General features: G+C 34.5%; 13 protein-coding genes. 3 read left to right on the plus strand and 10 right to left on the minus strand.

Annotated features, from left to right (window positions below; translation table 11 throughout):
• Window positions 1–33 precede the first annotated feature (33 nt).
• Entirely contained in the window at window positions 34–945 is a 912-nt protein-coding gene (locus tag HYG86_RS02930; RefSeq protein ID WP_213167455.1) for a GNAT family N-acetyltransferase, read from the minus strand.
• A gap of 159 nt (window positions 946–1104) precedes the next feature.
• On the opposite strand from HYG86_RS02930, the gene HYG86_RS02935 reads away from it, so the two are divergent.
• Window positions 1105–1554, plus strand: a complete 450-nt coding sequence (locus tag HYG86_RS02935; protein WP_213167456.1) for a hypothetical protein — start codon at window positions 1105–1107, stop codon at window positions 1552–1554.
• A gap of 60 nt (window positions 1555–1614) precedes the next feature.
• Here HYG86_RS02935 and HYG86_RS02940 read toward each other — a convergent pair whose 3' ends face one another.
• The 5 genes from HYG86_RS02940 to HYG86_RS02960 form a co-directional block, all read right to left on the minus strand.
• On the minus strand, window positions 1615–3684 hold the full coding sequence (locus HYG86_RS02940; protein ID WP_213167457.1) for an ABC transporter ATP-binding protein: 2070 nt from the start codon (window positions 3682–3684) through the stop codon (window positions 1615–1617).
• 13 nt (window positions 3685–3697) lie between these two features.
• Complete coding sequence (locus HYG86_RS02945; protein ID WP_213167458.1) at window positions 3698–5440, minus strand: ABC transporter ATP-binding protein; 1743 nt, start codon at window positions 5438–5440, stop codon at window positions 3698–3700.
• Between the two features lie 182 nt (window positions 5441–5622).
• A complete protein-coding gene (locus tag HYG86_RS02950) occupies window positions 5623–6120 on the minus strand; it encodes a rubrerythrin family protein (RefSeq protein ID WP_213167459.1) in 498 nt (165 codons plus the stop codon).
• A 63-nt stretch (window positions 6121–6183) separates the two neighbouring features.
• Entirely contained in the window at window positions 6184–7515 is a 1332-nt protein-coding gene (locus tag HYG86_RS02955) for a folylpolyglutamate synthase/dihydrofolate synthase family protein (RefSeq protein ID WP_213167460.1), read from the minus strand.
• Window positions 7493–8914, minus strand: a complete 1422-nt coding sequence (locus tag HYG86_RS02960) for a Mur ligase family protein (RefSeq protein ID WP_213167461.1) — start codon at window positions 8912–8914, stop codon at window positions 7493–7495. The genes HYG86_RS02955 and HYG86_RS02960 overlap by 23 nt, the downstream gene beginning before the upstream one ends.
• 187 nt (window positions 8915–9101) lie before the next feature.
• Between HYG86_RS02960 and HYG86_RS02965 the strand changes: the two genes are divergently transcribed.
• Window positions 9102–9260: a rubredoxin gene (locus tag HYG86_RS02965; protein WP_213167462.1), complete on the plus strand. Its 159-nt coding sequence runs from the start codon at window positions 9102–9104 to the stop codon at window positions 9258–9260.
• Window positions 9261–9295: 35 nt separating this feature from the next.
• On the opposite strand, the gene trhA is transcribed toward HYG86_RS02965, so the two are convergent.
• The 3 genes from trhA to tpx all read right to left on the minus strand — a co-directional run bounded on the left by trhA (window position 9296) and on the right by tpx (window position 11622).
• Window positions 9296–9940: a PAQR family membrane homeostasis protein TrhA gene (trhA, locus tag HYG86_RS02970; protein ID WP_213167463.1), complete on the minus strand. Its 645-nt coding sequence runs from the start codon at window positions 9938–9940 to the stop codon at window positions 9296–9298.
• Window positions 9941–10265: 325 nt separating this feature from the next.
• A complete protein-coding gene (locus HYG86_RS02975) occupies window positions 10266–10712 on the minus strand; it encodes a PadR family transcriptional regulator (protein ID WP_213167464.1) in 447 nt (148 codons plus the stop codon).
• A 415-nt stretch (window positions 10713–11127) separates the two neighbouring features.
• Window positions 11128–11622 (minus strand): thiol peroxidase, encoded by a 495-nt coding sequence (tpx, locus tag HYG86_RS02980; RefSeq protein WP_213167465.1) that lies wholly within the window; start codon window positions 11620–11622, stop codon window positions 11128–11130.
• Window positions 11623–11879: 257 nt separating this feature from the next.
• On the opposite strand from tpx, the gene HYG86_RS02985 reads away from it, so the two are divergent.
• On the plus strand, window positions 11880–12296 hold the full coding sequence (locus HYG86_RS02985) for a hypothetical protein (protein ID WP_213167466.1): 417 nt from the start codon (window positions 11880–11882) through the stop codon (window positions 12294–12296).
• Between the two features lie 182 nt (window positions 12297–12478).
• Here the strand turns inward: HYG86_RS02985 and HYG86_RS18350 are convergent, their stop codons facing one another.
• The gene (locus tag HYG86_RS18350) at window positions 12479–12670 is read right to left on the minus strand and encodes a hypothetical protein (RefSeq protein WP_343064183.1); all 192 of its coding nucleotides are present in this window, start codon (window positions 12668–12670) and stop codon (window positions 12479–12481) included.
• Window positions 12671–12688: the final 18 nt, after the last annotated feature.

Raw genomic sequence — 12688 nt, forward strand, 5'->3', positions numbered from 1 at the left:
TGTCGAAAAAAGTCATTTCTCCTTTTGTAATATTTAGTTCTTTAGATATATATTAAAGGAGTTTATTTTTTTAAAACCAATTTGTTTGTATAGATTTAGGGCCTTTTTGTTATCCATTGTTACTGCAAGGCTCATTTTCGTATAACCCTTCTGTATGAGTAATTGAAACATTTTATTTAAAAGCTTTTTACTCAGTCCTTTCCCCTGCTCATGGGGAGCAATTGCAAAGTCCATTAAAAAACATGTTTCCCTGTTCTTTGCAGTAACAAGACCATATCCTATGATTTCATTGTTTTTCATTAAAAACAATGATTCCTGTGCTAGAAATTCACCATAATTTCCTTCAACAATCTGATTAAGAACCTTCCTTTGCCCCTTGGGTGTAAAAAACTCTGAGTAAATTATACTATCTATACTGCCTGCAAAGGATCTTAGCATCAGCTTAGTTAGTTCGTCTGCTTTACTTAAGCAGAACCCTTCAGTTGTTATTTCCTCAAAGTTATTTAAACTCAGCTTGTCTAATACAAGTTCCATCTCTAATCTCTTATACCTATTAAAACCCACTTTGTTTAAAACCCTTGTCAGAGGAATGGAACTAATTGGAGGGATGTTGCAAACAAATTCAGTTATTTTTTCTTCCCTAAGAAGCTGTGTACTTTCATTTAATAGCTGGCATAAAATCTTATTCCTCTTTAATCCGTATATTGCATATAACATAGTAAAGGAAGCTTTATAATGGCTAACTATTTCGTATTCTAAATATCCAGCTATCTTATTACCATCTACATAACCAAATGCAGTAATAACTCCCTTTTTAAGTAAAACCCTTTTTTCCATAAAGTATGATTTCAAGTCACGACTATACTCATTGCTATATTTTATGGCCATTTCATTTAGTATTTCATCAATTAAATGATTTTTATCACCGTTAAGCCTTACTAGCATATGTATCCCAACCCCTCCCGCACATCCTTTAGTATACTAAAATTCTATGCTAATTGGTTATTATCCTGCACATTTTTTAATTTCTGTTAATTGGCATCACATTTCTAGCTTTTTAATAGTATAATATTAAATAGAAGAAAATAGGAAGGATTTGATAAAGTGTCTAAAAAACAAGGAATTATACTTATATTAGTTGGTCTTTTTTTCTTATTATTAAACTTAAATATAATTTCAAGGGATTATATAGTTTTGTTCGTGGGCTTAGGTCTCTTGTTAGGTAACATAGTAAACCACAGGGAGTATACCTTTGTCCCAGGTTTAGTGGTTACTGCGGTGGGGCTTTATAATGTTCTAAATAGCTATTATTATATTCATAGGTCTGTCTTCTTAGTACTTCTGGGGGTTGCTTTCCTACTATCATACCTTTTAGATGGCACAAAAGAAACTTGGCCTCTTTACCCGGGTTTTGCACTAACTTTTGCAGGTGCCTATAGATACATTAAGGATGTGTACGATCTCAGGGAATATACAAAGTTAGTAGCTCCTATTGTTCTAATCGTAGTTGGAATAATTGTGGTCATAAGAAGCTTGAAAAACAAAGAGATTTAATTGAGCTACACTTAAAAACCCAGCCCTTTCGTATAAAAAATACGTAAGGCTGGGTTTTAATTATATTGTCTTTTCAACAAGTTCTTCTTTGTATTGAAGTTGGTATAGGTCGTGGTAGATGCCACCATTATCTAAAAGTTCTTGGTGGGTACCCATTTCTCTTATTTTCCCTTTATGCATAACTATTATTTTATCAGCGTTTTGGATTGTAGATAATCTATGGGCTACTACAATTGTTGTTCTTCCTTCTATTAGTTTCTCTAATGCTTCTTGTATCAATACTTCTGTTTCCGTATCGATATTTGCAGTTGCTTCATCTAATACCAAAATTGATGGGTCAAAGGCTAAAGCCCTTGCAAAGGCTAGCAACTGTCGCTGGCCTGATGAGAATGTCGACCCTCTTTCTTGAACTTCTTCATCATACTTATCTGGTAGTTTTTCGATGAATTTATCAGCATTGATTGTCCTAGCTATTTCAACAATCTGCTCATCGGAAATATGTTCATTGTTTAGTCTTATGTTTGTTTTAACATCGCCACTAAACAAAAATACATCCTGTAGCACAACACCTATGAATTTTCTTAATTCTTGTTGTGTTACATCCTTTATGTTTACTCCATCTATGAGTATTTCACCCTTTTGTATATCGTAGAATCTACTAATCAGGCTTATTATTGATGTTTTACCTGCTCCTGTAGCTCCTACAAAGGCAACTGTCTCACCTGGGTTTATTGTAAAGCTTACATCTCTAAGAACCCATTCTCCCTCGTTGTAGGCGAACCAAACGTTTTTGAATTCTATCTTACCTTCAACTTCTGTAATATCCTTTGGTTCTTCTGGGTTATTAATATCAGCTTTTGTATCTAAAAGTTGAAATATCCTTTCGGAGGATGCCATGGAAGCTTGAAGAATGTTATACTTTTCTGTTAAATCATTTATAGGTTGAAAGAACATTTGAATGTAACTGATAAATGCATACAATACACCGAACTCTATGGTTCCTCTTAGTACAGATCCTCCACCAAACCATATAAGTAACGCCAAGGATAAAAAGTAAAGTAAGTCAATGAATGGTCTAAATACGGCAAAAACTTTAACTTCTGATAGTGATGCTTCGAGATAGCTTGAATTAATCCCATCAAATTCTTTGTATTTCTTTTGTTCTTTTTTAAATATCTGCACTATCCGCATTCCAGATATATTTTCAGCTATGTTTGCATTAATCCTAGCAAGTCTTGTTCTTACTTCCCTGTATGCAGTTCTTGCTTTAATTCTGAAGATTACTGAGGACAGTAGTACTACTGGTAACATTAGCAGTGTTATGGTAGCTAATCTCAAATTAAGACGAGCCATTATTATCAAAATACCAACTAGCATAAATACATCTTTAAATAAGTTAACCATAACGTTTACAAACATTTCGTTAAGGGTTTCCGTATCATTAGTAACCCTTGTCACTAATCTACCAACAGGGTTTTTATCAAAGAAGCTTAGGGACATCTTTTGTAAATGTACAAAAATCTCTTCCCTCAGATTAAACAGAATTTGCTGGCCAGTCCTATTTAGCAAAATCACCTGTGCATAGTTTAACCCAAACCCTAATAATACAATTCCTAGGAATATTAAACCTATTCTCAGCAGGCCATTTATATCTCGATCCCTAAATGTTATGTAGGATTCACGGTCCATGAGTTCACCTGAAAACTCACCTTCATCATTTAGAAAGTAAACTACTCCATTTTCCTCTCTTACTTGAAAGTCTTCGCTTTTGAAGGTTGATGGAACCAAGTAATTTTGTCCTTCATAAGACATTATTTGGTATCTGGGATTATCAGGATAATCCTCAGGTAAAAGTCTTTCCTTAACGAAGTATCTCCCCCTAAATTCCACAGCATTCGAATGATCAACGGGATTATCAAATGCAACCATGGGAGATGTAAATATATAGTCATCTATGGCTATTTTAACAAGATATGGTCTCGTTAAATCAATTGCCGTAATAACTAGTAGAAAACATATGGATAATGCAAATGCCTTCCAATATGGTTTAGCATACTTTAATAATCTTTTCATTAATTTGGAGTCATAGGCTTTTCCTAGTATTTCTTCATCGTGAATATTATTAGCCATATCTATTCCCCCCTTATGCCTTATTTAGTTTTTCTTCTAATAGTTGTTTCAGATGTAATTGATAGTACAGTCCTTTATGTTCTACCAATTGTTCATGGGTACCTCGCTCTATTATCTCCCCATCATCCATAACTAATATCTCGTCAGCTTCCTTAACAGTAGATACCCTGTGTGAAATAATAATACTAGTTCTTGAAGCCATTATTGTCTTAAGGCCTTTAAGTATCTCTTCCTCAGTGTGTGTATCTACTGCAGATAAACTGTCGTCTAAAATAAGTATTGAAGGGTCTTTAATTATTGCCCTTGCTATAGAAACACGTTGTTTTTGGCCGCCAGATAGGGTAACCCCTCTCTCTCCCATCATTGTCTCAAATTTCTCCGGAAAATCCATAATATTATCATAAACTTGAGCAAATTTTGCTGCATCAGTAACTTGAGTATTTGTATAATCATCTAGTGCAAAGGCTATATTTTCAGAAATAGATGTTGAGAATAGGAAGTTATCTTGGGGTACATACCCTATGTTTTCCCTAAGGGATTTCAGTTTTATTTTATTAATATCTACTCCATCAATAAAAAGAGTTCCTTCAGGTGAGTTAACTAAGCGTAGAAGTAAATTCACAAGGGTTGTTTTACCACTCCCTGTACGACCTATTATAGCTACTGTCTTACCTTGGGATATTTTAAGATTTATATTTTTTAATGCAGGCTCTCCCTTTTCATAGCTAAAGGTTAAGTCCTTAAACTCTATTTCACCTTTCACTTGTAAGTCCTGGGCATCCTTAGCATCCCTTATTTCAGGTCTTTCTAGAAGAATCTCGTTTATCCTATCCATGGATGCTGCTCCCCTTTGAATAACATTCATTACCCAGCCGATGGCCATCATTGGCCATATCATCATCCCCAGATAACTATTAAATGCAACAAAGTCACCTATGGATATATCTCCATAAATAACGGCTCTACCTCCAAATCCTAATACTAAAAGTAGACTTATTGTTGATATGACTTGTATTAGTGGGTGTAATGCTCCCCAAATCTTAACAAGACGCATATTTGAATTAACATGTTTCTGGCTTGCTTCATTGAACTTATGGATTTCTGCTCCTTCTTGAACAAAAGCTTTTACAACCCTAATACCAGACAGATTTTCTTGGGTCTTGTCTGTCAGGTTCGAAAATGCTTCTTGTACTGCTCTAAATCTTTTATGTATAAGTTTACCCATCATTCTCGCACCGATTGCTATGAAGGGTAGGGGTACCATGGCAATAAGAGTTAGTGCCACACCCACTTGATTAATCATAAGAAATACTGTAATTACTGAGATTACCACAGCATCTGTTATCATAATAACACCTTGACCAAAAGCCATTCTTATGGCATTTATGTCATTTGTAGCGTGGGCCATAAGGTCCCCTGTTTTGTGATGATTAAAATAGGCTGGGGATAGTTTTTGTAAATGACCAACAAGTCTGTTACGTAGAAAATATTCCAATTTTCTAGATGTACCAATTATAAAAATTCTCCACATGAATCTACTAAATGCTATTGTAAACGCGATTACACAAATAATACCTGCATATCTAATTAGGCCATCTGAATTTAGTGTTCCAATTGCCAACTGATCTGTTAAGTTTCCTAAAACCCTCGGAATGATCAACTGCATAATGTTTACTAGTAATAGCCAAAAAAGTCCAAAAAGATAATGCCATTTATACTGTTTAAAAAAAGGTTTTAAAAATTTAAATCTACCCATAGGCTGCCCCTCCATTTAAAAATTAGTTCGTATATCTAATAATATCATAATGAAACCAGATGTAAAGTCTTCGTAATGATTCAGTTTATTTAGATTATTTAGGTACCAGTGAAGGCAGTTATAAAGGTGAAGTACTAACCAAAAGCCCCCCTGTATTTTTTACAGGGGGGCTGTGTAATATACTACTCTACTATTTTAAATGCTTTTTCTCCTGCTCCGCAGATGAAGCATTTGTCTACTGGTTTAAGTTCAACGTTACCACAGATAGTACATAGGTGGAAAGTTAATTCGTCTTTTGAATCTAGGTTATCTAGGATTTGTTGGTAAAGCTTAGCATGAACTTCTTCGGCTTTCATAGCAAAAGTAAAGGATCTTAATGCTTCTTTTTCACCTGTTGCTTCAGCTTCTTTAACCATTTCTGGGTACATACTTTCAAACTCAAAAGTTTCACCTTCAACGCCTTCTTTTAAGTTTTCCGCTGTTGTTCCGATACCTTTCATTGCTTTTAGATGTGAGTGAGCATGGATAGTCTCTGCTTCAGCGGCAGCCTTAAACATTTTAGCTGCATTAGTAAATCCTTCTTGTTCAGCTTTTTTTGAAAAAGCTAGATATTTTCTGTTTGCTTGGGACTCCCCAGCAAAGGCTTCCTTAAGGTGTTTTAAAGTTTTTTCATTCATCATTATGTACCTCCAAAATTTTAATTTATTTTTATTAGTAATAATTCCTAATAATATTATAGCAAATTATTTTATTTTGTCAAAGGTTTTTTGTATATTTTTTCTTTTTCTCCGTGCTTCTCCAATTAAAGACTGTGTTCCAAAAACACCAACTAGTTCTAGTTCCCCTTCCTTTGCAATTTCAATGGCTTCATCTAAGCTATTAGTAAAACTAAATTCATTGTTATAGTTACTTACTATTTGTGGTAAATCTGTTGGAAAAGGGTATTGAGCACCTATGGATCTAGTAAAAATAATATGGTCAAAGCCAGTTATTAAAACTTTTATAACTCCCATATAATCTTTATCACTGGGGATTGCTAAAATGGCAACCTTTCTCCCACCGTTATCAGTCTTAGGCAGAGAATCTAGTACTAATTTAGCACTTTCTCCACAAATCATACCATCTAGAACCACTAAGGGACTGGTAGACAAAATTTCACATCTTCCACTAAAGGTAGTTTTAGATAAACTTTCAAGCTTGCTTTGCTGTATTTCCCCTAAAATGATTTTCGCCATGGATAAGGCTGAACTTAAATTTAATCCTATATACTCCACCAGATTTGGAACCCTAGCTTTATATTTTTCCCCATGTATATTTATGTTGAAGATACTTTGGCCTTCATTTATCCGATGTTCATACAGGAAATGATCTTGATTATAATAAAAGTATTTTACATGGTCATACTCAAGCTCGGATAAAGTTTTCTCTACAGATTCAGACTGTTTTGAAACAACAACATGCTTTGTATCTAAGTCTATGATAGAGTGTTTTGTTTGAACTACCTCGGGAAGAGTTGTCCCCAGTCTATATTTATGTTCTAACACAATTGGAGTTAGTATAACATTATTTCCAAGCTTATACACATCATCATACCTACCGCCTCTTCCACTTTCAAGAACATTGAAATCTGTTTTATTATCTTGAAAATATTTTAGGGCTGCAGCCAAAAATATCCCATTTGGCCCCAAATAGTAGGGAGGGACTATTTCCTTGGTTACATTTTCCCCATGGGGTATGAGCCCCTGTATATATTGAGCCATGGTGGATTCTGGTATTTCCAATCCGTCAATCTTTATTCGCTCGGTAAATCTCTCAAGATGTGGGCTAGTAAATAACCCCACTTTGTATCCGTGGGTTGTCAATATCTCAGCTAATAATGTTGCAGTAGTACCTTTTCCCTTACTACCCACTACTAATATGTTTTTATCCCTATCTATTTTCACACCATAGTCTTCTATTAGCCTTCTAGTTAAGTCTGGATCTCTAAATTCTTTATCATGCATATCAAAGGGTACATTTTTTCCAAATGTATTCCAGTAGCTGTATACATAATCAATTGCTTCCTTTATGTTCATTGGTCTCACCTTTCAAAATGGAAATTATGCCTCTTAGGTGGTGGTTAAAGTCACCTTTGAGATAAATATACTCACCCTTTGCAACGGTTTTCATTATGTGCTCAGCACACTCCCCTTTTGATAAGACATAGTCTGCTTGGATACTCAAGGTTTCAATCCTATCTTTAAATTTCTCCCATCCATGATCAATGAGTATTAGCTTTTTTATGCTTTCTTTTCTTTCAGCTAATATTAGTAATAACTCCTCGGTATTAAAATTGACAGAGTCAAATTTGTAATCATAGCTTAAGATTACCACTCCACCTTGTTTATCTGTTATATCTATAAAGGTATCTAAACCTGCCTTAAGGGCAGGAAGATTAAAGTGTTGACTATCATCTAAAAACAAATAACCTTCTACATTTTCTAATGATATTGTAGAATAAAAATCATCTTTTATCCCTGAGAAGTTTCTTATTCCTTCAATTATAGCCCCTATCTCTACTCCAAACTCTTTACATAGGGCAAATACACCAAGGCAATTGATTATATTGTGTTTTCCTAGTAAGGGTGTTTGAATAGTATAGTCTGATTTATGATCACTAACAACGAAAGTACTTCCCTGGGCGTGGGAATTGGTTATTTCTTTTATGAAGTAGTCATTCACATTGTTTTGCCCAAAGGTTATTGTGTCTGAATCAATATACTCCTTGAGGTGCTTACAATCACCATATAAAACTTTAGTAGAGGGTGGTTTCATGTGTTTTGCCAAAGACAATTTATTTTTAGCTACCTCAAATAGGTCTGGAAACTTATCAAAATGAGTATGATATATATTAGTTACTAGTAAGTAATTCGGGGCAATTGCTTTTGCTAGGGAAGGCAGCCTTTTTAGTCCGTTAACTCCCACCTCTAGAACGCAGACACTATTTGTGTCACTTCCAAATACAGTATGAGCAGCTCCACCATATCCATTAATGTTTCTCAATGTTTTTTTATATGTTATATTTTGCTTTTTTAATATACTTGCAATAAGCTCTTTAGACGTTGTTTTACCTGAACTTCCAGTTACAGCTATTACATTTAGCTTCTTAATATTTCTCATGTATTTTGTAAGGGCAATGACAGCTTCTTCTAAATTTTTCACTTCTATGGAAAATCTGTAACGACCAGTGTCAATATCCTTATGTAAGCTGCCATCCACTAATATTCCCTTTGCTCCCTGAGCCTTCATTATAGCTATGTTTTCACTGGTATCTATTTTTCTATAATTGTTTATATAGGGTATATATAGAAAATCCCCCTGGGGCTTATGATCTTTTATAACATCGTAGAATATATAATCAACAGTATCTTGCAAGTTTCCATTTTTCAATTTTCCTTGGGTTATTTCAATAAGTTGGGCAACACTTAATTTCACAAGATCAGCCTACTTTCATGTTTGTTAGGAAAAGTAATTAGGCGTGGTGAATGCCTTATTAATTGTTAATTATTATTATAATCCAAAGATTCTTTGGTGTATAGTTACTTATTCTCCTTTAAATTTAATAAAACACCTTTCAATTTTCCCTTATTTTTGGTAATTTATATATAAGGAGGTGATTTATATGGCTAAATGGGAATGCACAGTGTGTGGCTACATTTATGATCCAGCTGTTGGTGAAGAAGGTGTTGCAAAGCCAGGAACATCCTTTGAAGAGTTACCAGAAGATTACATCTGCCCTGAGTGTGGAGTAGGAAAAGATCTTTTTGAAGAGGTAGAGTAAAAAATTAAGGAGCCCCTTAGGGCTCCTTAGTTTTATTATCTAGGCAATATATACATTGCAATAAATACAAAATGTACTATGCTTCCTATCATTGTCCAGATGTGAAAGTTTTCGTGGAAGCCAAACTTACCAGGGACAAAATCAAACCATTTGGTTGCATAGATAACTGCTCCAAATGTGTAGGCTACCCCTCCTAGAATCATCAAAACTATAGCTGGCATTGGAAATGCTTTAATTAGATGATATAAAGGAACTAAGGCAATCCATCCCAAGGACACATAGACAACTGAGGATACCCATCTAGGTACATTTACGTAAAAGACTTTTAATACCATACCCACTATGGCAAGTACCCAAATTAGAGTGAGCATGACCGTTCTCCATACTGGTGGAAGACCAAATGAGAATACTGGGGTATAACTACCAGCAATCAGGAAAAATATGGCCACATGGTCTATTTTTTTTAGTATAATTTCCTTTTCCTTTGTAGTTTTTGTACCATGATATAATGCACTGGCACCGTAAAGAGATATTAAACTAATTCCGTAGATTGATAATGTCACAACCTTAGACAGCTCTCCAATAGAATTTAAAATCAAGTAAATGGTACCAAAAACAGCTAAAATGCATGTGGCAAAGTGGGTTAAAGTATTTACAGGCTCTTTAATTTTTATCTTCATCTACAATCATCCTCCCAACGTTATCACTAGTGATAGTTTTAAATATATATTATCACTAGTGATAACCATTTGTCAACTGACTAAATTATTATTAATTATATTGTCCATTTGTAATAATATTAATAAAAATATTATTACAAATTACCTACTGGAAATTGGAATGAGTCTCATGAGTGGATACCAAAAAAAAACGCACTAAGCTAAGCCCAGAATCCCCAGGTATTAATATACGCTGGATTTCTGGGCTTATTTCCCCTCAACCTGAAGACTTTTGACCTGCTTTAGGTGGAGAAACTATTTCAGTTTCCTCCATTTAGGAGTTTTCTTATTTTTTTATGTCCTTTAAAATACCCTCAAGTATATCTACAGTCTGCTGCACACTATCTGCCAGTAGCTTGCGTTGGGTTTGTAGTTCTTCAATCCCCTTTTGTGTTATACTATAGGTTTTTTTAATTCTTTTTTCTGGATCATCCCAGCTTGAAGCCATATACCCGCTTTTCTCCATTTTTTTAAGTATTGGATAGATTCCACCAGTACTTGGTATCCACTTTCCATTTGTTATCTCACCTATTATATTGGATATTTCATTGCCATTTGAAGGGCTGTTTCCAACCACATGCATTACTAACACAGGAAGGACACCTTTAGCCAATATATTACCAACCAGTTGGCTTTCTTTCTTCTTTTGTTTTAATTCTTCTAATTTTTGTTTATACTCAGCTTCAATGCGCTGTTCTTCCAAATCCCAGTCCACAATTATTTTATCGCTCATAGAATATCACCTCATCGCTACATTATCACAAGTGATAATAATAAGTCAACTTTTTTGTATTAGTGGGACATGTATTTTGCCTAAGTCTGAAAGAAGCAGCCTTTGGTTGCTTCTTTCAGCTTGTAGACAAGCCTAAGACAAAGTCATTGACCCTAAATGTGTATATTAAAAAGCAGTACAATTAATTCGAGGAGATAGACTTAAGAGCTGAATAGCTAAACGGAAGAAGGGGCGAGAAACAGGACGTTTCGAGAGCTCCACTGAACCATGGACGGTGAATTGGAGCGGTACCCTTCTGGAGTTTAGCTAGAAGCCTTAAGTCTCGACGAAGAATTTTGTACAGCGTTTAATATGCGACATTCCTAAAAAATGACTTTGTCATCAGTCTAAAAGAAGCAGCCCTTGGCTGCTTCTTTTAGACTGATTTTAGAGCTTCTAATGCTTTTTCATAATCGGGATGATCCGTTACTTCTGGTACGTATTCAACATAGGTAACTTTGTCATTGGCATCTATTACGAAGATTGCTCTTGTTAATAAACGTAAACCTTCTATAAGCACTCCGTAGGCGTTTCCGAAGCTTGCATCTCTATGGTCTGATAAAACTTGAATTTTATCTATACCTGCTGCTCCACACCAGCGTGCTTGTGCAAATGGAAGATCCATACTAATTGTTAAAATAACAGCATCAGCTATTTTACTTGCTTCTTCGTTAAATCTTCTTGTTTGTTGTTCACATACACCTGTATCTATACTAGGAACAACACTTATTAGCCTTTTTTTACCCATGAATTGATGACATTTAACTTCACTTATATCTTGACCTACAACAGTGAAGTGTGGTGCTGGGTCACCAACTTCTACTTTTTTTCCTAAAAGTACGATTGGATTGCCTTTCATTGTTATTTGCATAAATAAAGCCTCCTTTATTAACTATATTTTAGAGTATTACACCTATTTTGTTAGTATACCAACGATAATAAATCATATACAAAGAGCTAATAGTAATAGTTCCTATACTTATTATTTCTTCATACAATGTAAATTTCCTCCTTTTGTATGAAAAATCAATTTATTCAAGAGGGTTTGTGTAAATAATGTAGAATATAAGTAATACTGGAGTTAGAGCATATTACTTATGGAACATAAATTTTTGAGGAGGGTTGCTTTTGAAAATGAAAATATTTTTGGGGATAGTTATAGGAGCTTTATTACTTCTGACTTATAGAGTAGTATTTCCAACCTATGGAAATGTTGTTACTAGTCAGTGGAAAACAATGAATCAAATCTATGTAGTTGATCAAGCTAATCAAAAAAGAGTCACCATTAGAGATGAAGATATCATCAGAAGTATAATATTTGATCATGCCGATATGAGACTAATGAAACGGGACAGTGAAATATTCATATTGGACTACAAGTACAATATAGTAGTGTATAATGATGTTTACACATCCCCATACACATTTAGCTTTTATTTGGATGAAAACGATATATCTGTGAGGAGTTACTATAAAATACTTGGCGAAAATACCCTGTTTGACTATATTGAGAGTTTGGATTTAGAATGGGAAGATGACAATTGATAAGACAAAGTCATTGACCCTAGATGTGTATTTTAAAAAGCAGTACAATTAGTTCGAGGAGATAGACTTAAGAGCTAAATAGCTAAACGGAAGAAGGGGCTAGAAACAGGACGTTTCGAGAGCTCCACTGAACCATGGACGGTGAATTGGAGCGGTCCCCTTCTGGAGTTTAGATAGAAGCCTTAAGTCTCGACGGAGAATTTTGTACAGCGTTTAATATACGACATTCCTAAAAAATGATCTTTGTCATCTTCTAAAGTAGCCTTTTCTGCATCAGCTATTTTACTAGCTTCTTCATTAAACCTTCTTGTTTGTTGTTCACATACACCTGTGTCTATACTAGGAACAACACTTATTAGCCTTTTCTTATCCATGAATTGAATCAATTTATT

This window comes from Alkalicella caledoniensis (genome assembly GCF_014467015.1).
GTDB lineage: Bacteria > Bacillota > Proteinivoracia > Proteinivoracales > Proteinivoracaceae > Alkalicella > Alkalicella caledoniensis.

What these genes read in the sequence shown, in the direction of transcription:
- HYG86_RS02955 (WP_213167460.1), bottom strand. Translation starts at nt 7,515, where the DNA reads ATGAACATAAAGGAAGCAATTGATTATGTATACAGCTACTGGAATACA.
- HYG86_RS02965 (WP_213167462.1), top strand. Translation starts at nt 9,102, where the DNA reads ATGGCTAAATGGGAATGCACAGTGTGTGGCTACATTTATGATCCAGCT.
- HYG86_RS02940 (WP_213167457.1), bottom strand. Translation starts at nt 3,684, where the DNA reads ATGGCTAATAATATTCACGATGAAGAAATACTAGGAAAAGCCTATGAC.
- trhA (WP_213167463.1), bottom strand. Translation starts at nt 9,940, where the DNA reads ATGAAGATAAAAATTAAAGAGCCTGTAAATACTTTAACCCACTTTGCC.
- HYG86_RS18350 (WP_343064183.1), bottom strand. Translation starts at nt 12,670, where the DNA reads ATGGATAAGAAAAGGCTAATAAGTGTTGTTCCTAGTATAGACACAGGT.
- HYG86_RS02945 (WP_213167458.1), bottom strand. Translation starts at nt 5,440, where the DNA reads ATGGGTAGATTTAAATTTTTAAAACCTTTTTTTAAACAGTATAAATGG.
- HYG86_RS02950 (WP_213167459.1), bottom strand. Translation starts at nt 6,120, where the DNA reads ATGATGAATGAAAAAACTTTAAAACACCTTAAGGAAGCCTTTGCTGGG.
- tpx (WP_213167465.1), bottom strand. Translation starts at nt 11,622, where the DNA reads ATGCAAATAACAATGAAAGGCAATCCAATCGTACTTTTAGGAAAAAAA.
- HYG86_RS02930 (WP_213167455.1), bottom strand. Translation starts at nt 945, where the DNA reads ATGCTAGTAAGGCTTAACGGTGATAAAAATCATTTAATTGATGAAATA.
- HYG86_RS02975 (WP_213167464.1), bottom strand. Translation starts at nt 10,712, where the DNA reads ATGAGCGATAAAATAATTGTGGACTGGGATTTGGAAGAACAGCGCATT.